This is a genomic window from Mitsuaria sp. GD03876 (genome assembly GCF_029840635.1).
Lineage (GTDB): Bacteria > Pseudomonadota > Gammaproteobacteria > Burkholderiales > Burkholderiaceae_C > Roseateles.
The window spans coordinates 152852-174141 of record NZ_JAOCCU010000003.1; the positions used below are offsets into that span (position 1 = coordinate 152852).

The 21290-nt window shown below is 69.5% G+C and carries 14 protein-coding genes; 8 read left to right on the forward strand and 6 right to left on the reverse strand.

Going from position 1 to position 21290, the window contains the following annotated elements; translation table 11 throughout:
• Positions 1 to 141 precede the first annotated feature (141 nt).
• Both gap and tkt read right to left on the reverse strand, forming a co-directional pair.
• Positions 142 to 1140, reverse strand: a complete 999-nt coding sequence (gene gap, locus N5D62_RS03415) for a type I glyceraldehyde-3-phosphate dehydrogenase (protein WP_279756125.1) — start codon at positions 1138 to 1140, stop codon at positions 142 to 144.
• Positions 1141 to 1497: 357 nt separating this feature from the next.
• Complete coding sequence (gene tkt / locus N5D62_RS03420) at positions 1498 to 3558, reverse strand: transketolase (protein ID WP_279756127.1); 2061 nt, start codon at positions 3556 to 3558, stop codon at positions 1498 to 1500.
• A 210-nt stretch (positions 3559 to 3768) separates the two neighbouring features.
• On the opposite strand from tkt, the gene N5D62_RS03425 reads away from it, so the two are divergent.
• Both N5D62_RS03425 and N5D62_RS03430 read left to right on the forward strand, forming a co-directional pair.
• The gene (locus tag N5D62_RS03425; protein ID WP_279756128.1) at positions 3769 to 4452 is read left to right on the forward strand and encodes a nucleotidyltransferase family protein; all 684 of its coding nucleotides are present in this window, start codon (positions 3769 to 3771) and stop codon (positions 4450 to 4452) included.
• Between the two features lie 222 nt (positions 4453 to 4674).
• Positions 4675 to 5853, forward strand: coding sequence for an ATP-binding protein (locus N5D62_RS03430; RefSeq protein WP_279756129.1), 1179 nt, complete (start codon positions 4675 to 4677; stop codon positions 5851 to 5853).
• Between the two features lie 33 nt (positions 5854 to 5886).
• Here N5D62_RS03430 and N5D62_RS03435 read toward each other — a convergent pair whose 3' ends face one another.
• The 4 genes from N5D62_RS03435 to N5D62_RS03450 all read right to left on the reverse strand — a co-directional run bounded on the left by N5D62_RS03435 (position 5887) and on the right by N5D62_RS03450 (position 13251).
• Entirely contained in the window at positions 5887 to 7023 is a 1137-nt protein-coding gene (locus N5D62_RS03435) for a YbdK family carboxylate-amine ligase (RefSeq protein ID WP_279756130.1), read from the reverse strand.
• 73 nt (positions 7024 to 7096) lie between these two features.
• Positions 7097 to 8338, reverse strand: coding sequence for a cation:proton antiporter (locus N5D62_RS03440; RefSeq protein ID WP_279756131.1), 1242 nt, complete (start codon positions 8336 to 8338; stop codon positions 7097 to 7099).
• Positions 8339 to 8621: 283 nt separating this feature from the next.
• The gene (locus N5D62_RS03445; protein ID WP_347881798.1) at positions 8622 to 11789 is read right to left on the reverse strand and encodes a two-component regulator propeller domain-containing protein; all 3168 of its coding nucleotides are present in this window, start codon (positions 11787 to 11789) and stop codon (positions 8622 to 8624) included.
• A 481-nt stretch (positions 11790 to 12270) separates the two neighbouring features.
• A complete protein-coding gene (locus N5D62_RS03450; protein WP_279756132.1) occupies positions 12271 to 13251 on the reverse strand; it encodes an aldo/keto reductase in 981 nt (326 codons plus the stop codon).
• Positions 13252 to 13429: 178 nt separating this feature from the next.
• Between N5D62_RS03450 and N5D62_RS03455 the strand changes: the two genes are divergently transcribed.
• The 6 genes from N5D62_RS03455 to N5D62_RS03480 all read left to right on the forward strand — a co-directional run bounded on the left by N5D62_RS03455 (position 13430) and on the right by N5D62_RS03480 (position 21290).
• A complete protein-coding gene (locus N5D62_RS03455; RefSeq protein ID WP_279756133.1) occupies positions 13430 to 15205 on the forward strand; it encodes an alkaline phosphatase D family protein in 1776 nt (591 codons plus the stop codon).
• 215 nt (positions 15206 to 15420) lie between these two features.
• Complete coding sequence (locus N5D62_RS03460; protein WP_279756135.1) at positions 15421 to 16707, forward strand: FAD-dependent monooxygenase; 1287 nt, start codon at positions 15421 to 15423, stop codon at positions 16705 to 16707.
• Positions 16704 to 17930: an MFS transporter gene (locus N5D62_RS03465; protein ID WP_279756136.1), complete on the forward strand. Its 1227-nt coding sequence runs from the start codon at positions 16704 to 16706 to the stop codon at positions 17928 to 17930. Before N5D62_RS03460 ends, N5D62_RS03465 begins: the two co-directional genes overlap by 4 nt.
• Before the next feature lie 72 nt (positions 17931 to 18002).
• On the forward strand, positions 18003 to 18914 hold the full coding sequence (locus N5D62_RS03470) for a Fic family protein (protein WP_279756137.1): 912 nt from the start codon (positions 18003 to 18005) through the stop codon (positions 18912 to 18914).
• Positions 18915 to 19093: 179 nt separating this feature from the next.
• On the forward strand, positions 19094 to 20326 hold the full coding sequence (locus N5D62_RS03475) for an ABC transporter substrate-binding protein (protein WP_279756139.1): 1233 nt from the start codon (positions 19094 to 19096) through the stop codon (positions 20324 to 20326).
• Positions 20327 to 20414: 88 nt separating this feature from the next.
• Entirely contained in the window at positions 20415 to 21290 is an 876-nt protein-coding gene (locus N5D62_RS03480) for a branched-chain amino acid ABC transporter permease (RefSeq protein ID WP_279756140.1), read from the forward strand.

Sequence of the window (21290 nt, forward strand, 5' to 3'; positions counted from 1 at the left end):
AAAGCATCACTCCGATGGGGGTTCCTGCACGGCGGGCGGGAGGGCTTTGAAGCAAGGGGTGACGCTTGTATCCGGGCGTGTGCCGGCACGGCAATGAAAAAGCCCCGCCGGGGCGGGGCTTTCGGGAGGGGGCAGGGCCGCTTACTTGGCGACGACCTTGACCATCTCGAGCACCTTGTTCGAGTAGCCCCACTCGTTGTCGTACCAGGACACCAGCTTGACGAAGGTGCCGTCCAGGGCGATGCCGGCCTCGGCGTCGAAGATCGAGGTGCGGGGGTCGCCGCGGAAGTCGGTGGCGACGACCTTGTCCTCGGTGTAGCCCAGCACGCCCTTGAGGGCGCCTTCGCTCTGGGCCTTCATCTCGGCGCAGATCTCCTTGTAGGAGGCCTCGTTGTTGAGCTCGACGGTCAGGTCGACGACCGAGACGTCGGAGGTCGGCACGCGGAAGGACATGCCGGTCAGCTTCTTGTTGAGCTCGGGGATCACCACGCCCACGGCCTTGGCGGCGCCGGTGGAGGACGGGATGATGTTCTCGAGGATGCCGCGGCCGCCGCGCCAGTCCTTGTTGGACGGGCCGTCGACGGTCTTCTGGGTGGCGGTGGTGGCGTGCACGGTGGTCATCAGGCCGCGCTTGATGCCCCACTTGTCGTTGAGCACCTTGGCCAGCGGGGCCAGGCAGTTCGTCGTGCAGCTGGCGTTGGAGATGATGGCCTGGCCGGCGTAGGTGGCGTGGTTGACGCCGTAGACGAACATCGGGGTGTCGTCCTTGGACGGGGCCGACATGATGACCTTCTTGGCGCCGGCGGCCAGGTGCTTCTCGCCGGTTTCCTTGGTCAGGAACAGGCCGGTGGCCTCGACGACGATGTCGGCGCCGACCTCGTTCCACTTCAGCTCGGCGGGGTCCTTGACCTGGGTCAGGCGGATGCGCTGGCCGTTGACGATCAGGGTGTTGCCGTCGACCGCGACCTCGCCGTCGAAGCGGCCGTGCACGCTGTCGTACTTCAGCATGTAGGCCAGGTAGTCCGGCTCCAGCAGGTCGTTGATGCCGACGATCTGGATGTCCTTGAAGTTCGCCACGGCGGCGCGGAACACCATGCGGCCGATGCGACCGAAGCCGTTGATACCGATCTTGATGGTCATGAGGAAAGTCTCCTGCGAGTGAAATGAAAGCGGTGCGCCTGGGCCCGCCGTCCATCCTGTGGACGCCGCGCCTCACGAATGTCGGGTCCGGCCGCCGGGGCCGGAAACGGTCGATTTGAACAGATCGGCGCTGCCCGGCGTTTCGAGCGGGTTACCGGGTTACGGCGAGGGAACCGACCTGGTTTCAGCGCCGCGGCGGCTCAGTCGTCCGACAGGTTGAGCGAGTCGCATCAGCGCGAGTGCCCCGCCCAGCAGCGCGCGCTTCGTGTTCGTGGCGACCATTGCCACCTCCCTCTTCGATGCCGGACATGAAAAGAGGTGGCCAGGCCACCTCTTTCATCGTCTGCGCGGAACGGCTCAGCCCTTCAGGCGCGCCTTGCCCAGGACGACCTTGACGGTGTCGACGACGTTCTCCGGCGTGAAGCCGAAGTGCTTGAACAGCACGTTGGCAGGCGCCGATTCGCCGTAGGTGTCCAGGCCGACGACGGCCGACACGCCGTACTTCCACCACAGGTCGGTCACGCCGGCCTCGATGGCCACGCGCGGCAGGCCTTCCGGCAGCACGCTCTTCTTGTACTTCGCGTCCTGGCGGTCGAACAGGCTCGTGCAGGGCATCGAGACCACGCGCACCGGGATGCCGGCCACCGCCAGCTGCTGCTGCGCCGCGATGGCCAGCTGCACTTCCGAACCGGTGGCGATCAGCACCGCCTTGGCCTTCTTCTTCAGGCCGACATCGGCCGGCTCGCTCAGCACGTAGCCGCCGCTGGTGATCGCGTCGACGGCCTCGCCCGACTTCTTCAGGTAGGGCAGGTTCTGGCGGCTCAGCGCCAGCACGCTCGGGCGCTGGCTGTTGGCCAGGGCCAGCGTCCAGGCCACCGCGGTTTCCGCCGTGTCGGCCGGACGCCAGACGTCCAGGCCGGGGATCAGGCGCAGGCTGGAGACATGCTCCACCGACTGGTGGGTCGGGCCGTCCTCGCCCAGGCCGATGGAGTCATGCGTGAACACATGGATCACGCGCTGCTTCATCAGCGCGGCCATGCGGATGGCGTTGCGGCTGTAGTCGCTGAAGGTCAGGAAGGTGCCGCCGTAGGGAATGAAGCCGCCATGCAGCGCGACGCCGTTCATGATCGCGGCCATGCCGAACTCGCGCACGCCGTAGTTGATGTGGCGGCCGCCGTTGGAGCTGCCGTCCGCTTCCAGGCGGAAGGCGGGCGTGCTCTTGGTGTTGGTCAGGTTGGAGCCGGTCAGGTCGGCCGAGCCGCCCAGCATCTCCGGCAGCGCGGCGGTGAAGGCTTCCAGCGCGATCTGGCTGGCCTTGCGGGAGGCGACGGTCTCGGCCTTGTCGTGCGCGCCGATGACGGCCTGCGCCGCGACGTCGGCGAAGTTGGCCGGCAGCACGCCGGCGATGCGGCGCGAGAACTCGGCGGCCAGCTCGGGGAACTGCGTCGCGTAGGCGTCGAACTTGTCGTCCCAGGCGGTCTCGAAGCCGGTGCCGGCGGCCTTGCCGTCCCAGTCGGCATAGACCTCGGCGGGCAGCGCGAAGGGCTCGTGCGACCAGCCCAGCGCCTCGCGGGTCAGCTTGATCTCCTCGGCGCCGAGCGGCTCGCCGTGCGCCTTGGAGGTGTTGGCGCGGTTCGGGCTGCCCTTGCCGATGTGGGTCTTGGCGATGATCAGCGAGGGCTTGTCCTTGCTGGTCTTGGCCAGCGCGATGGCGGCGTCGACGGCGTCGACGTCATGGCCGTCGACCGGGCCGATCACGTTCCAGCCATAGGCCTCGAAGCGCTTGGCGGTGTCGTCGCCGAACCAGGGGCCGACCTGGCCGTCGATGGAGATGCCGTTGTCGTCGTAGATGGCGATCAGCTTGTTCAGCTTCCAGGAGCCGGCCAGCGAGCAGGCTTCATGGCTGATGCCTTCCATCAGGCAGCCGTCGCCCAGGAACACGTAGGTGTGGTGGTCGACGATGGCGTGGCCATCCTTGTTGAATTCCTTGGCGAGCTGCTTCTCGGCCAGCGCCAGGCCGACGGCGTTGGTGATGCCCTGGCCGAGCGGGCCGGTGGTGGTCTCCACGCCCGGGGTGATGCCCACTTCCGGGTGGCCCGGCGTCTTGGAGTGCATCTGGCGGAAGGCCTTGAGCTCGGCGATCGGCAGGTCGTAGCCGGTCAGGTGCAGCAGCGCGTAGATCAGCATCGAGCCGTGGCCGTTGGACAGCACGAAGCGGTCGCGGTCGGCCCACTGCGGGTTGGCCGGGTTGTGGCGCAGGTGGCGCTTCCACAGCGCCACGGCGATCTCGGCCATGCCCATCGGGGCGCCCGGGTGGCCGGAGTTGGCCTGCTGGACGGCGTCCATCGCCAGGGCACGGATGGCGTTGGCCATCTGGGTGGTGTTCGGGGTGACGACGGCAGCGCTGGTCTCGGCCATGGTGTGCTCAGGAGTAGGGGCAAACCCCGGATTCTAGTGACCCTCCGCGAACCCGCTTTGGGCGCACGGCGTTGTTGCGAATCCTCGCCATAGCCGCGCTATGGCTCCGGTTCGCGCCTAGCCGTGCATCCCAAAGCGGGTCCGCGGCGGGTCACTAGAGGGGATCGCTAAACTCGCGGGCTCAATTTCCTTGGTAGATCGATGCGAGCCATGATCCTCGCGGCCGGGCGCGGCGAGCGCATGCGGCCCCTCACCGACCACACGCCCAAACCCCTGCTCAACGTCCGCGGCAAGCCGCTGATCGAATGGCACATCGAGGCGTTCGCGCGCGCGGGCATCCGGGACATCGTGATCAACACCGCCTGGCTGGCCGAGCAGTTCGAGGCGACGCTCGGCGATGGCGCCCGCTTCGGGGTGAGGCTGCATTACAGCCATGAGGGCGAACGCTACGGCCGCGCGCTGGAAACCGGCGGCGGCATCGCGACCGCCCTCGACCTGCTGTGCGCCGACGGCGACGACGCGTTCTGGGCGGTGTCGGCGGACATCTTCATCCCCGAGTTCGACTTCGATCCGGCCCAAGCCGCGGCCTTCGCGGCGAGCCCGCTGCTGGCGCACCTGTGGTTCGTGCCCAAGCAGCCGCGACATCCGAAGGGGGACTTCGGCATCGATGCCCAGGGCTTCGCGACGATCGACGGCGACCTCGAGGTCTACAGCAACATCGGCCTGTACAAGCGCGCCTTCTTCGACGGCGTGCCCCCTGGCGAGCACCAGCGCATCCGCTCCAGCCTCGATCGCGCGATCCACGCGCGGGCCGTGACCGCCGAGCACTACACGGGACCATGGGCGAACGTGGGATCGCCGGAGCAACTGGACGAGTTGAACGCGAAGGATTGAGCGCACCACCCGGTCGAGACCATCGGCTGACGTCGCGCTGACAAGACCTGGCACCTTCCCACCGAGGGACGAACCGCCGGAAGTCTTTGATCCAGATCAGAGTTTGTTCACGCCGATGCGCACAGCATCCGGGCTCGTGATTCCAATGGCCGCCTCGGTGATGCCGAGTCGCCATCGGCGATCGCGACCGCCCCCGTGTCGAATCGATCTGGAGAAGTCCTCGTGTCCATTTTTCACCGCACCGAGCTCGCCAAGGAGCTCACCTCATTGATCCTCCATGACTCGCCCATCCTGGCATCAAGCCCCGGGCTGTTCCTCGCGGCACGGCGCCGCACCGGCAAGTCGACCTTCCTGACCTCGGACCTGCAGCCCGAGCTCGAGCGCCAAGGCGCCGTCGTGCTCCATGCCGACCTGTGGGGCAACCGCTTCACGGATCCCGCCGACGTCATCACCAAGGTCATCCGGGCCGCCATCGAGCCCTACAACAGCGCGATGCTGCGACTGGCGCGGTCGGCCGGCCTGGAGAAGGTCTCCGTCGCCGGCTTCTCCTTCGCGCTGGACCAGATCGGCGCCGACGACGGCGTGTCGATCAGCGACGCGCTCGCCGCGCTGTCCGACGACTGTCAGCGCAAGATCGTCCTGATCCTGGACGAGGCGCAGCAGTGCATCACCACCGAGCGCGGCAACAACACGTTGTTCGCCCTCAAGGCGGCGCGTGACCGGCTGAACCTGCGGCACCATGGCCTGCGCGTGGTCGCGACGGGATCGAGCCGGGACAAGCTGTCCATGCTGTGCGATGCCCACAGCCAGGCCTTCTTCGGCGCGCCGATGATGGACTTCCCGACCTTGGATCGCGACTACGTGGCCTGGGTCTGCCGCCAGTTGCCGCCCGTCCTGGCCGCGGATGTCGACGAGGTGATGGCGCTGTTCCAGCGCACCGGCTGCAGGCCGGAGTGGCTGGGCGCCGCGGCCAAGGTCGTTCACGCGCGGCCGGAGCTCTCCGCGCCGGAACTCAAGGCGCTGTTCACGCAGGCCGTCGAGTCCCGCATCCAGACCCGGAATCACGGGCTGCTGAAGGTCGTGAGGACCCTGCGCCCGCTTCAATCGGTCGTGCTGCGCGTGCTCGTGACCCAAGGGCACGACTACGCGCCCTACATGCCGGCGACGATGACCTTGTACCGGACCGTGCTCGATCACATCGGAGCAGCGTCGGACCTGCCGATCGACGAAGACGGCGTGCAGGCCACGCTCGACTCGCTGAAGGACCTTGGTCTTCTCTGGCGTTCCGCGCACGGCGTCTATGCGCTGGAGGAGTCCGGCCTTCGGGAACTGCTTGAAGACTGCGGGCTGACGTCCATTCCGGAAGTGCCAAGCGAGCGGCGCTTGCTTGCGGAGGCTTGATCCAGCCTGTTCGTCAGACGGTGGGGGCAGCGTTCAGCGAGCGTTCGCCACCGGCCGCCCGGCCCAGCGCTCGCACTGCTGCCGCACCAGCTCGTTGAGCAGCTGTTCCTTCTCGACCACGCCGCGCGCCCAGGTCGCGTCGTTGCCCTGCCAGCGCATCTCCTCGCGGACGTAACGCAGCGCCGGCTCCGCCTTCAGCGCCACCGCATGCGGCTCCAGCGCATGCAGCGTGACGTTCAGGTCCTCGCGCAGGCTGCGGTGCTCGCCGCTCTTCGGATCGACGAAGGTCCCGTCCAGCCCGAAGCGGCAAGCCTGGAAGCGGTTGAAGGTGTAGGGCAGGTAGTCGTCCTCGTGCAGCTCGAACGGCTTGTCGTGCGAGATCCACCGCGCCAGGCACTGGATCAGCGCCGCCAGCGCCGACGCCTTCTCGATCGTCAGCGGCGTGTCCAGCACGCGCACCTCGATCGTCCCGTACTCGGGCTTGGGCCGGATGTCCCAGTAGAAGTCCTTCATGCTCTTGACGACGCCGGTGTGGGTCATCTTCTCGAAGAACACCAGGAAGTCGTCCCAGGTCAGCACGAATGGCGCGCGCCCCGACAGCGGGAACGCGAACACCGAGTTCAGCCGCGCCGAATGGAAGCCGGTGTCGTTGCCCTGCACGTACGGCGAGGACGCCGACAGCGCGATCAGGTGCGGAATGAAGCGCGACAGCCCGTGCAGCAGCCGCAGCGCCTGGTCCGGGCCTTCGCAGCCGATGTGCACGTGCTGGCCGAAGATCGTGAACTGCTTGCTCAGGTAGCCGTAGAGCGACGAGATCTCCTGGAAGCGCGGCTTGTCGAAGATCCGCTGCTTGCTCCAGTGCTGGTACGGGTGCGTGCCGCCGCCCGACAGGCCCAGGTTGAGCCGGTCGGCGCTGCGCACCAGCGCGTCGCGCGTGACCGTCAGCTGCTCCAGCACCTGCTCGTAGTTCGTGCACACGTTGGTGCAGAGCTCGATCATCGAATCGGTGATCTCCGGCGTCACGTCGCCGGGCACCGTCTCGCCCTTCATGACCCGCAGCAGATCCTTCGATCCCGGCATCAGGTCGTAGTCGTGGCGGTTGACGATCTGGAGTTCGAGTTCCACGCCCATCGTCAGGGGCTTGGACATCGCAAAGGGTTCGAGGCTCATGTTTGCTCCCTCGGCTTCGCCGGTCCCTCCGAGAGGGACGGAGCACCGCCTTCGGGCGGCCGTGCGGCTGTGCTCATCGTTTCGCAGCCTCCTTGACTGGCGTTTCAGGGTGATGTTCGCCGGCCAGGCGCAGGCCCCACTGCACGGCGATCGGGCCGACCAGTTCCATCAGCGCGATCGTGGACAGGACGACCGGCGCGAGCATCGAGGCGATCTGGGGATGGTGCAGCTGCACCTCGCTGAACAGGACCAGCATCGTGCCGGACACCGGGCTCAGGCAGACCGCCAGCGCGATGCCCTGGCGCGCGTCGATGCCGCTGAGCCGGGCCATGCCGGTCAGCGCCAGCGCCTTGGCCACCAGGCGCAGCAGCAGCAGCGCCAGCGCCAGCACCGCGCCCGCGGCCAGCGCCTGCAGCGTCCACGCGGAACCGACCGCGACGAACAGCATCAGCACCAGCACGCCGCCGGCCGTGCCGAAGTGGCGCGGCCAGACCCAGGGACGTTCGGTCGTGTTGCGCAGGATCATCCCGGCCAGCAGCGGCACCAGCAGCGTCGACAGGTTCAGCACCCGCGCCGCGCTCAGCGCCACCAGCACCAGGCCCAGCAGCATCAGCACCGAGTTCTCGTTGCGCAGGTCCAGCCGGCGCATCAGGCCGGCGGTCAGCCGCGCGAGCAGCGCCGCCACGATGATCGAGCCGATGAACGCGTACAGCGGCTGCGCGATCGCCTCGAGCCAGTCGCCCTTCTGGTCCAGCGCCAGCCAGCCCAGCAGCAGCTTGTGCGCGAGCACGCCGTAGATCGTGTTAAGCGAGGTCAGCGCCAGCATGCGCTCGCTGACCTGGCCGGCCGCGCGCAGCTCCGCGCCGACACGGCCGACCACCGCGGCGCTGGAGGCCATCGTCAACACCGCGCAGCTGATCGAGACCAGCGGGCTCACGCCCAGCAGGGTCAGGCCGTAACCGACGACGACGAAGCTCGCGAGCGCCTCGGCCGCGCTCGCGCCCAGCAGCGCCTTGTTGTTGCGCAGCCAGCGCAGGTTCACGCGGGAACCCATCTCGAACAGCAGCAGCGCGAGCGCGAGATCGACCACCAGCCGCAGCCGCGCGTCGAGCGCGCCGTTGGCGAAGATGCCGTGTCCGAGCGCCGCCAGGATCATGCCGACGACGCTGTAGCCGACGACGCGCGGCAGGCCGAGCCGGCGATTGACGAACTCGCCGAGCACGCCGGCGGCCACCATCGTCAGCGAGGCCCAGAACAGCCAGTCGGGCCGGGGCGGCCAGCTGCTGAACTGCAGGAAGTTCGCAAGGTCGTTCATCAAGACGAAGGTTCTCCTCGAATCGTGGACGGCGGCCGATTCTAGGCCGCGAGGGGCCCTCGATCATCGTGCCAATCCGGCGCCGTGGCGGCGTTCCAGGACAGGCGTTGGCAGCCTTTACTTGTCGGCTTTACCGATTGCCGGTCATCGGCGACCGGGCGGGAGCGCCATTTGCCGCGCCCGCGCCGTTCTCGTCACACGTGGGGCAATCGGCGGTCCGCGAAGCGGGGCGTCGTGCCACGGGGTCAGGACTTGCCGGCGGAGTCGTTCGCGAACGCGCGGATCAGGACTCGGCCAGCGACGAAGAGCGCACGATCATCAGGTCGCCGCTCGCCAGCCAGTCTGCCATCGATTCGCGCGCGCGGCGGCGCAATGCGCCCTCGCGGCCGTGTTCGCCGAAGACGCCGCCCGCGACGTCGCCGGACACCTCGCCGGGATCGCCCTCGGCGGCGGCATCGTCGGCGCCGTCGATGCCCGCGATGCCGACGACACCTTGCCAGCCGTTGCGCCCGCCGCGCTTGACCACGTAGAGCGCCTCATCGGCCATCGCGACCGTCGCGGCCCAGTCCAGCGCCCGCGGCAGCGCCGGCGACAACGGGAACGCCGCGAAGCCCACCGAGCAGGTCACCTCGACCTGCCGGCCCTCGCCGAGCTCGAAGGGCGCGTCGCTGACCTGGCGCCGCGCGCGTTCCGCCAGATCCGCCGCATGCGCGCGCGAGGTGCCGCGCGCGACGATCAGGAACTCCTCGCCGCCCCAGCGCACGAGGTAGTCGGCCTCGCGGAACACGGCCGTCAGGCGCGCGCGCATCTGCTGCAGCACCGCGTCGCCGGCCGCGTGGCCGAGGCGGTCGTTCAGCGCCTTGAAGAGGTCCAGGTCGAGCAGGAAGAAGATCAGGTCGCCGTCGTCCGGCGGCGGCGCGCCGTCGCCGCGCGCCTGCTCGTGGCGGCGCACGGCGAGCGCCACGTCGCCGTCGATGTGCTGGGTCAGGAAGCGGCGGTTGCGCAGGCCGGTCAGCGGATCGGACAGGCTCGATTCCTCCAGCGCCACCGTCTTGGCCCGCAGGTCGGCGGACAGCCGCTCCAGCTCGGCGGTGCGCGCGCGCACCTTCAGCTCCAGCGCCAGCTGCGAGCGCCGCAGGTAGGCGGTGCGCATCGCCACCAGCGCGTAGACCCCGGCGATCAGCGCGGCGCCGCCGAGCGTGCGCGCCCACCAGGTCTGCCACCAGTCGGGCAGCACGCGCACCGGGATGCTGAGCTCGCGCGGGCTCCACACGCCGTTGCGGTTGGTGCCGCGCACGCGCAGCCGGTAGCGGCCCGGATCGAGGTTGGTGTAGACCGCCACGCGCAGGTCGGCGCCGGTGCTGATCCACTCGGGGTCGAAGCCCTCGAGCTGGTAGCTGTAGCGGTTGCGTTCAGGCTCGCTGAAGTCGAGCGCGGCGAACTCGATGCTGAAGCTGCGGTTGTTCGCGCCCAGCGTCAGACCCTCCTGCGGCAGCCGGCCGGCGGCCAGGCGCTGGCCGTCGACCCGCAACTCGGTGGCCACCAGCGCGGGCTGGTAGGCCCAGGCCTCGAAGCGTTCCGGCGTCACCACCAGCACGCCCTTGCTGCCGCCGAACAGCAGCCGGCCGTCGCGCGTCTTCAGGTAGGAGCGGAACCAGCCGGTGCCGATGTCGACGCCGTCGGCATTGGTCAGCTCGTAGTAGCTGTCCTTGGCCGGGTCGTAGACGTAGCTCTGCGTCCAGATGCGGCCGTCGCGGTCCTCGAGCAGGTTGGCGCCGAAGGAACGCCCGACGACGCCGTGTTTCTCGCTGATGCGGTCGAACTCGGCGTCGCGGCCGTCCCAGCGCGTGAGCAGGTGCAGGCCCGACGCGGTGTCGACCCACAGCCGCCGCTTCGAGTCGATCAGCAGGCCGACGATGGAGTGGTGGCTCAGGTCGCGGCCGGGACGCGCGCGGGCGGCGATCAACTCGTTGCCGCCGGGCTCGACGCGGTACAAGCCCTTCTCGGTGCCGACCCACAGGCCGCCGTCGTCGGTCTCGGACAGCGCGTTGACGTCGCCGGTCAGCGCCTGGCCGCCGTCCTGCATCAGCCGGACCGGTTGCGACGCCTGCGGCGGGAGGCGGTACAGGCCGTCCTGCGTGCCGATCCACAAGGTGCCGTCCCGTCCGGCGAGCAGCCGTCGCGCGCGTCCGGCGCCGACCTGCAGCACGCGCATCAACTGGCGGTCGCGGGTGTACTGGTGCAGGCCGCCGTCGCTGCCCAGCCAGACGCTGCCGTCCTTCATCTGGACCAGGCTCGAGATGCGGCCGCCCGACAGCCCGCCGCGCTGGCCCGGCGAGGGCCGCAGCGTGGCGGTCGAGCGCAGCTGCTCGTCGAGCACGGTGACGCCGCTTTCGTTGCTACCGATCCAGATCTCGCCGCTGTCGAGCTGCACCATCGCGCGCGTGCTCGGATCGATCAGCTGCGGCTGCTTGCCCGGATCGCGGCCGCGCACCCAGGTGCTGGTGTTGAGCGGGTTGTGGCGCTGCAGGCCGCCGCCGTAGCCGCCGGTCCAGATCCAACCGGCGCTGTCGCGCATCAGCGCGCGGACCTCGTTGCCGGCCAGGCTGGCGCGGTTCAGCGGGTCGTGCTTCATGACGCGCAGCAGCTCGCCGCTGGCGACGTCGCGCAGCTCCAGCCCGCCGTTGCGGCCGAGCCAGAGATGCCGGTCATCCAGCGCGACGAAGGTATTCACCGAGCCGTTGCCGGCGTCCTCGGCGCGCTCGAGCAGGGTGCCGGCGCCGGTCTTCGGATCGACCAGCGCCAGGTCGCCCTGCTGCGTGCCGGCCCACAGGCGACCATCGGGCGCCACGAACAGGCTCAGCACGATCTTGCCGGCCAGGCCCGGCTGGCCCGGCGTGGAGAACACCGGCTCGAACCGGTCGCTGCCGGCGCGCTTGCGCGCCAGGCCCTTCCAGGTGCCGACCCACAGGCTGCCCTCGCCGTCCACCGCGAGGGCCTGCACCCGGTCGTCGGGCAGGCTGCCCGTCGGCGCGTCGCCGTGCCGGAAATGCTGGAAGCGACCCTCGACCGGGTCGTAGCGGTCCAGGCCATGACCGATCGTGCCGATCCACAACTGCCCGTCGCGGTCCTCCGCCAACGCCCGGATCGTGCCCGCGGCGACCGCGCCGCGCGGCAGCTGCGGACTGGCGTCGGAACGGAACAGCGACAGCTTCTCGCTCTGCGGGTCATAGGCCGCCAGGCCGTCGGCCTCGGTGCCGATCCACAGGCGCCCATCCCGCGCCACCAGCAGCGCCCGGATGAAGCCCAGGCTGCGCGCCGAACGCACGCCGTTCTCCAATGGAGCGCCCGGCTGGCGGAAGTTGTAGCCGTCGAAACGCACCAGGCCCGCGCCGGTGCCAATCCACAAGAAACCGGCGCGGTCCTGCGCCAGCGCCGAAATCACGTTCAACGGAACTGGCGCGTCAATGCCAACCGTCTCGAACCGCGGCTCCGCCAGCGCCGCCACCTCGGCACCAGGCGCTCGAGCCTCGTCCGGCAACGCCGCGACACCGCACGGCACGATGGCCAGAACAGCCAAGGCGACAGCGGCACACAAACTCGGCAACAGGGAAACAGCACGTCGTCGCAGCATCGCCGGGGATGCTAGCGGTCATGCTTGGTTCGTATGCAGCACGGGCGCGACAGCCAGCCCCGTCAATGAGGGGCTTGGCGGGCGGTGTGCGGATAAACCCCGACAGTTGCTGGCGCCTGCGCCGTCAGCGAAAGCCGGGGCGGGGACTCCTCATACTTGTCGCAGGCTCCAAAAATCGTCGCCCCCGCCCCGGCTTCCGCTGACTCGAACCGAGCAGCGCCACGACCACGCGCGGCGCGAGACCCCGGGCACAGGGCACAGGGCTTAAGGCCTGGGCACGGGGCGTGGGTGGAGGGCCTTACTTCGCCAGGGGGAGCGTGATCGCGTCGATGCGCGCCAGGATCTCCGGCGTCAGCTTCGGCGTGACCGCCAGGGCGCCCAGGTTGTCCTGCAGCTGCGACAGCTTGCTCGCGCCCAGGATCACCGTCGAGACGCGTGGGTTGCGGTTGATCCACGCGATCGCCAGCTGCGCCAGCGAGCAACCCAGCACCTTCGCGATCGCGTCCAGTTCGCCGACCGCCGCGTTGCGCTGCGGCTCCTGCAGCTGCTCGCGGATCCAGGACATGCTCTCCAGCGACGCGCGGCTGCCCTCCGGAATGCCGTTGCGGTACTTGCCGGTCAGCAGGCCCGAGGCCAGCGGACTCCACGTCGTCAGGCCCAGGCCGATGTCCTCGTACAGCCGCGCGTACTCCTTCTCGACGCGCTGGCGATGGAACAGGTGGTACTGCGGCTGCTCCATCACCGGCTTGTGCAGGTGATGGCGCTCGGCGATCTCCCAGGCGGCGCGGATCTCGTCGGCGCTCCACTCGCTGGTGCCCCAGTACAGCGCCTTGCCCTGCGTGATCATGTCGCTCATCGCGCGCACCGTCTCCTCGATCGGCGTGTGCGGATCGGGACGGTGGCAATAGACCAGGTCGATCTCGTCCAGCCCGAAGCGCTTGAGCGAGCCGTCGATGGCCTGCATCAGGTACTTGCGGTTGAGCGTGTCCTTGTAGTTGACGGTGGTGCCCGACTTGTCGATGCCCCAATAGAACTTGGTCGAGACGACGTAGGTGTGGCGGCCCCAGCCCAGCTGCCTGAAGACCTGGCCCATGATCTCCTCGCTGCGGCCGAGCGCGTAGGCCTCGGCGTTGTCGAAGAAGTTGACGCCGGCATCGCGCGCGGCGGCCATCAGCTCGACCGCCGAGCCGGTATCGACCTGGTTGTGATACGTCACCCAGGACCCCAGGGACAGTTCGGACACCTGCAGGCCGCTGCGGCCGAGTCGACGGTATTGCATGCGCTTCTCCTTTTTCGAGGCGCGCAGCGTAGCGGAGGTCGCGCCGGCTGTCAGTCGGCATGCCGAATGCCCCCGTCGGCGCTGTCGTCGTGATGTCACCGTCCACGCGAACACTGCGCGACGCCCGCGCCCTCACAGGCGCTTCACCCCGACCGCGCCAGCCCGTCGCCCGCATGCCATGAACAAGAAGCCACGCCTGAACCTGCTCAAGAACGAGGACGCCGCCACGCCGGCCGAGACCGTCGACCACACCCGACGCCACCTGGTGCGCGGCGCGCTCGCCGCCGGGGCGCTGGCCGGCCTGCCGCTGGCGGGCTGCGGCAGCGACGACGACGACGCGCCGCAGGTCGCGGTCGCGTTCAGCCACGGCGTGGCCAGCGGCGATCCGCTGAGCGACCGCGTCATCCTGTGGACCCGCGTGCTGGCCCAGGACAGCGCCGACACCCGCGACGTGCCGCTGCGCTGGGAGGTGTCGACCGACGCCAACTTCACCGCGATCGCCGCCAGCGGCACCGCGACCGCGCGCGCCGCCAGCGACTTCTGCGTCAAGGTCGACGCCACCGGCCTGCTGGCCAACACCCGCTACTGGTATCGCTTCAAGGCCTACGCGGCGACCTCCGCGGCGGGCCGGACGAAGACGCTGCCCACCGGCAGCGTGTCGCAGGTGAAGCTGGCGGTGTTCTCGTGCTCGAACTACCCGACCGGCTACTTCAACGTCTATGCCGAGGCCGCCAAGCGCGCCGAGGCCGACGGCTACGACGTCGCCGTGCACCTGGGCGACTACATCTACGAATACGGCCCGGGCCAGTACGCGAGCGACAACGCCACGGCGCTGAACCGCGTCGTCGACCCGCAGAAGGAGATCCTCGCGCTGGCCGACTACCGCCGTCGTTATGCGCAGTACCGCTCGGACGCCGACCTGCAGAAGCTGCACGCGCTGGTGCCGATGATCGCGGTGTGGGACGACCACGAGGTCGCCAACGACACCTGGAAGAACGGCGCCCAGAACCACCAGCCGGCGACCGAGGGCGAGTTCGCCGCGCGCAAGGCGGCCGCGGTGCAGGCGTGGCACGAGTGGCTGCCGGTGCGCGACGGCACCAATCCGCTGACGATCTATCGCAGCTTCAACTTCGGTTCGCTGATGGCGCTGCACATGCTCGACACCCGCGTGCTGGCGCGCGACGAGCAGCTGGACTACGCCGACTACATCACCGCGACCGGGCTGGACGCCGCGAAGTTCCAGGCCGACATGGCCCGCGCCGACCGCACGCTGATGGGCGCGACGCAGGGCCAGTGGCTGCAGGCGCAGATGCAGGCGTCGACGGCGACCTGGCAGGTGCTCGGCCAGCAGGTGCTGATGGGCCGGATGAACATCCCCGCGCCGATCCTGTTCGAGGCGAACGCGCCGGGCACCGGCGTGTCGGTGTCGCAGTACGCCGCCATCGTGGCCAAGGCGCAGAGCAATCCGGCGGGCCTGACGGCGCAGGAGCGGGCGGTGCTCGCCGCGCCGAGCATCCCCTACAACCTGGACGCGTGGGACGGCTACCCGGTCGCGCGCGAGACGCTGCTGGGCACCGCGCGCCAGCTCGACAAGAACCTGGTCGTGCTGGCCGGCGACACGCACAACGCCTGGGCCAACGACCTGCTGGACGCGTCGGGCAACCAGGTCGGCGTGGAGTTCGCGACCTCGTCGGTGACCTCGCCGGGCTTCGAGGACTACCTGCCCAAGGAGAACCCGCAGCAGCTCGCCGGCGCGCTGACGCAACTGATCGGGCCGCTGGTCTACGCGGACACGTCGCGCCGCGGCTACCTGACCGTGACCGCGACGCCGACCGAGTGCCGCTGCGACTGGATCTTCGTCAGCACGATCCTGAGCCGCGACTACACCGCGACGGTGGCGCAGTCGCTGCGCACGCTGCCCGGCGCGGGGCAGCGCAAGCTGGTCGGGGTCTGATCGCTGATCGCGGACCCTCACCCCAACCCTCTCCCGCGGTGCGGGAGAGGGAGTGTCGGGAGAGTCGCTCGGTCCTTCATGGCTCCCTCGCCCGCACTGCGGGAGAGGGCGGGGGGTGAGGGTCGCACGCACGCCGCGGTCGCGAAAATGCTGGCGCTATAGTCCTTCGCATCCGGCCGCCTGACGCGGCCGGCGCAGTTTCACGAGGCGATGCCATGACCCAGCCGCCAGAGTCCCCGCTCCATCTCCCCCACGCCGCGGACGCGGCCACCGACGCCTTCGATGCCGCCTTCGACGGCCATGCGCCGCCGCTGCGGCTGGCGGTGATCGGCGCGGGCCCGGCGGGCCTGGCGCTGGCGCTGCTGGCGGCGCGTTACCTGCCGCAGGCGCAGATCAGCCTCTTCGACGCGCGCCCGATCGAGCGCGACGTCTCCGGCGATCCCCGCACGCTGGCGCTGTCGCTGGGCAGCATGCAGTTGCTGCAGCGCCTGCGCGTGTGGCCCGGCGCTCACGCGCAACCGATCCGCGAGGTCCACGTGAGCCAGGCGCCGCCGACCTTGTCGAGCCCCTGGTTCGGCGCGTCGGGCGAGCCCGAGGTCCACCTCAGCGCGGCCGAGCAGCGGGTGCCGCAACTGGGCGCGGTGTTGGCCTACGGGCAACTGGTGGCGCCGCTGCAGGCGGCCTGGCAGCAGGCGAGCGCGCTGGAGCCCCGGCGGCTGATCAGCCGCTTTGGCCAGGCGGTCGACGGCATCAAGCAGGACCGCCCCGACGAGGTCGAGATCGACGCCGGCATCGCCGAGCGCTTCGACCTGGCGGTCGTCGCCGAAGGCGGTGTGTTCTCCGACCAGGCGCGCAAGGCGCTGACGCACGATTACCGGCAGAACGCCTGGGTGGGCACGGTGACGCTGTCGCCGGACAGCCCGGTGGGCGTGGCCTACGAGCGCTTCACGCGCCGCGGGCCGCTGGCCTTGCTGCCCTTGCCGGACCGCGACGGGCAGCGCCGCGCCGCGCTGGTCTGGTGCCAGCCGCAGGACGAGGACGAGGTCGACGGCCTGACCGATGCGCAGCGGCTGGCGGTGATCCAGCAGCAACTGCCGGATCGCGTCGGCCGGCTGCTCGGCATCAGCCCGCTGAAGTGTTTCCCGCTGGGCCTGAACGCCGAGCGCACGCTGGTCGAAGGCCGGCGCATCCGCATCGGCAATGCCGCGCAGACGCTGCATCCGGTGGCGGGGCAGGGCCTGAACCTGGGTCTGCGCGACGGGTTCGCGCTGGTCGAGGCGCTGCGGCGCGACCCGCAGGTCGACCAGGCGCTGCGCCGCGTCGAATGGCAACGCGCGCCGGACCGGTGGGCGACGATCCTGACGACGGACTTCCTGGCCCGCACCTTCGCCTGGCGCTGGCCGGGCCTGCCGGCCGCGCGGGGCCTGGGCCTGGCGGCGCTGCAGGCGCTGCCGCCGCTCAAGCGCGCGCTGGCGGGGCAGATGATGTTCGGCCGACGTTGAGCGCCTCCGCCACCTCTTCGGGCGCCTCCGACTACGCCGAGCCGGGCACCACGGCCTACCGCCGCATCGCGTTCGCGCTCTTCCTGGCGGGGTTCACGACCTTCTCGCTGCTGTACAGCGTGCAGCCGCTGCTGCCGCTGTTCGCGGCCGAGTTCAAGGTGGGCGCGGCGGCGAGCGCGCTGTCGCTGTCGCTGGCCACGGGCGCGCTGGCGTTCGCGATCCTGTGCGCGGGCGCGCTGTCGGAGAGCATGGACCGCAAGCGGCTGATGTTCGCGTCGATGGCGATGGCGGCGGTGCTGAACCTGATCGCGTCGGTGGTGCCGAGCTGGCACGCGATGCTGGTGGCGCGCGCGATCGAGGGGCTGGTGTTGGGCGGCGTGCCGGCGGTGGCGATGGCCTACCTGGCCGAGGAGATCCATCCGAAGGGCCTGGGCCGCGCGATGGGGCAGTACGTCGGCGGGACGGCCTTTGGCGGGATGATGGGGCGGGTCGGCGTGAGCGTGCTGAGCGACGCCTTCGGCTGGCGGCCCGCGCTGTTCGTCGTCAGCGTGCTGGGGCTGCTGGCGGCGGTCGGGTTCTGGTGGTTGCTGCCGCCGTCGAAGCACTTCGTGCGTCGTACCGGCGTGAAGCTGTCGGAGCACGCGGCGGTGTGGCGGGGCCACCTGACGCACCCGATGCTGCCGCTGCTGTTCGCGATGGGCTTCCTGATGATGGGCATGTTCGTGGCGGTCTACAACTACGCCGGCTTCCGGCTGATGAAGCCGCCGTTCTCGCTGAGCCAGAGCGCGATCGGGTTGATCTTCTGCGCCTACCTGTTCGGGATCGCCGCGTCGGCGACGGCGGGTGGCTTGTCGGACCGTTTCGGGCGGGCGCCGGCGCTGCTGTCGGGCATCGCGCTGGCGACGGTGGGCGTGGGGCTGACGCTGCTGAGTTGGCTGCCGGCGGTGATCGTGGGGATCGTGCTGCTGACGATCGGCTTCTTCGTGGCGCACTCGGTGAGCAGCGCCTGGGTGGGCGCGCTCGGCGGGCGGAGCAAGGGCCACGCGGCGTCGCTGTACCTGCTGGCGTACTACATCGGCTCGAGCACGCTCGGCGCGATGGGCGGCTGGTTCTGGGACCACAGCGGCTGGGGGGCGCTGGCGGGGTATGCGCTGGCTGTTCTGGCGGTGGCGGCGGTCGCGGCGTGGACGCTCCAGGCGCGTCAACGGACCCTCGCCGGTTGAAGCAGCTTTAGGTCATTTCCCCTCGATCGCGGATTCCAAGAATCCAGCCTCTCACGACCGTTGAGAGGCCCCATGCACCCCCACGCCGCCCTTGCCCGATCGACGCGGGCGATTCCTCGATTCCCCGAGGAGGAACGTCACTTCTCCCAGCCCGCCCACGCGCGCCCCGCGGCGCCGTTCCGCGATGAGCTCCTCGATCCCGAGCCCGGCCTCGAGCCGATGCGCGCGGCGCGATGCGCCTTCATCCAGGCGCGCGCCCGGCCGCTCGACCAGCATTTCCTCGCCGAGTTCCTCGTCGACTTCACCTGGGCGTCATCGCTGCTGGAAGGCAGCAGCTACTCGGCGGTCGACACCGCGACGCTGCTCGCCTGCGGGGAGCGCAATCCGTCCAAGCCGATGGACGAGGCGGTGCTCGCGCTCAACCACCGGCGGGCGGCGGAGCACCTCTGGGCGCACCCCGATCTCACGCCCGGCAACGTCTGCCGGATGCATGCGCTGCTCACCGACGACCACGGCCTCGCGGAAATCTGCGACTCCGACCACTTCCTGCCCGTCGAGCAACGCGGCAAGCCGCGGGAGTTCCAGGACATCCGCCTGCACCAGTCGGCCTACCTGCCGCCGTTCCGCCCCGGCACCGGCCATGCGACCTCGCTGCTGGAACGGGTCCTCGCCGTCGCCCGGACGCTGCATCCGGTGCAGGCGGCCTTCTACCTGCTCACGCGGGTGGCCTACATCCAGTCCTTCGCCAACGGCAACAAGCGCACCGCCCGGATCGCCGCCAACCTGCCGCTGCTGCAGTCGGGATTGCTCCCGCTGTCCTATGTCGACGTCGACAAGGCCGATTACCTGCGGGGCATGGTCGCCTTCTATGAACTCGGCAGCACGCGGACCATCGAGCACGTGTTTCTCCGCACCTACGCGACATCGATCCGCACCGCCTTGGGGACCGGTGACGACACGTCCATCGACCTGACACGAGGCTGAACACGCCGCTCGGGGTTTGCGAGTACGTAGTCGCATGCGTGCAATTCGACACGCTTGATGCACCATCCCTCGCGAAGGCTGACGCCGGGCGTCGTGCTGTTTGTTGTTCGTTGTGCCCTGACGCTCTCGGGTTGGCGTTCCGCCCCCCCTCTAAGACCAGACCCCATTCGGAGACAAACATGAAGTTCAGCGCGCGTTGGATCACCGCTACCGCCCTGGCCGCCGCCAGCTTCGCCGCCCACGCGGCCGACCCCATCAAGATCGGCGTGTCGGGCCCGTTCACCGGCGGCTCGTCGTCGATGGGCGTCAGCATGCGCGACGGTGTGCGATTGGCAGCCCAGGAAATCAACAAGAACGGCGGGGTCTTGGGACGCCAGATCCAGCTGATCGAACGCGACGACGAAGCCAAGAACGAACGCGGCGTCCAGATCGCCCAGGAACTCATCAACCGCGAGAAGGTCGCCGCCACCGTCGGCTTCATCAACACCGGCGTCGCCCTCGCCGCCCAGCGCTTCTACCAGGACGCCAAGATCCCGGTCATGAACAACGTGGCCACCGGCTCCGTGATCACCCAGCAGTTCAAGGACCAGCCCGACAACTACGTCTTCCGCAACGCCGCCCACGACTCGATCCAGGCGCCGATGATCGTCGAGGAAGCCATCGCCCGCCGCGGCTTCAAGAAGGTCGCCATCCTCGCCGACTCCACCAACTACGGCCAGCTCGGCCGCGCCGACCTGGAGAAGGCCCTCGAGCTCAAGGGCATCAAGCCCGTCGCGGTCGAGAAGTTCAACATCAAGGACGTCGACATGACGGCCCAGCTGCTCAAGGCCAAGGAGGCCGGCGCCGAGGCCGTGCTCACCTACGGCATCGGCCCCGAGCTCGCCCAGATCGCCAACGGCATGACCAAGCTCGGCTGGAAGGTCCCGATGGTCGGCAGCTGGACGCTGTCCATGGCCAACTACATCGACAACGCCGGCCCCGGCGGCGAAGGCGCGCGCATGCCGCAGACCTTCATCCAGGAACCGACCACGCCCAAGCGGCAGTCCTTCATCGTCAACTACCTCAAGACGTTCAACCCGAAGAACAGCCGCATCGACTCGCCGGTCTCCGCCGCCCAGGGCTACGACTCGATCTACCTGCTGGCCGCCGCCATCAAGCAGGCCGGCAGCACCGACGGCCCCAAGGTCAAGGCCGCGCTCGAGGACCTGAAGACCCCCGTCGAAGGCGTGGTGACGACCTACAACAAGCCGTTCACCAAGGCCGACCACGAGGCCATCACCGCCAACATCCCGGTGTTCGGCGAGGTGAAGGGCCAGCGCGTCGTCTACGCCTACGAGGCCGACTTCAAGGCCGCCTCCGAGGTCAAGGTCAAGGACGTCAACGCCAAGGGCGCGATGCCCCAGAAGAAGTGACCCCAGGAACGGCCGCCTCGCGCGGCCGTTTTTCCGTGCGCCGCCCCCGCGGCGGCGCCATCGTCCCCCCAGCAGTCCCGGACTCCGTATGCAGATCCTGACCCAACTGGTGTTCAGCGGCATCGCGCTCGGCATGATCTACGCGGTCATCGCCTTCGGCTACCAGCTGACCTTCTCGACCTCCGACACCCTGAACTTCGGCCAGGGCGACGCGCTGATGCTGGGCGCGCTCGTCGGGCTGACGCTCGTCGGCCACGGCGTCAACTACTGGCTGATGATCCCGATCGTGTGCCTGTTCGGCGCGCTGCAGGGCGCCTTCGTCGAGCGCATCGGCGTGCGCCCCGCCATCAAGATCAAGTCGGAGTTCGGCTGGATCATGTCCACCATCGCGCTGGGCATCATCTTCAAGAACGTGGCCGAGAACGTCTGGGGCCGCGACGACCTGAAGTTCCCCTCGCCGCTGCCCGAGGCGCCGATCAAGTTCCTCGGCGCCAACGTGCTGCCGATGGAGATCCTGGTCGTCGGCGGCGCGCTGGCGATGATGCTGGCCGTGGAGCTGTTCAACCGGCGCTCGATCTACGGCCGCGCCGTCGTGGCGACCTTCAACGACCGCGACGCCGCCAAGCTCATGGGCATCAACACCGGGCTGGTGATCACCTTCTCCTACGCGCTGTCGTCGCTGACGGCGGCCTTCGCTGGCGTGCTGATCGCGCCGCTGACGCTGACCGGCGCCACGATGGGCGCCGTCCTGGGCCTGAAGGCCTTCGCCGTGGCGATCATCGGCGGCCTGACCTCGGGCCTCGGGATCATCGTCGGCGGGATCATCCTGGGCATCGCCGAGACCACCACCGGCTTCTACCTGTCCACCGGCTACAAGGACGTGCCGGGCCTGGTGCTGCTGCTGATCGTGCTGGCGCTCAAGCCGGCCGGCCTGTTCGGCAAGACCGCGATCAAGAAGGTGTGA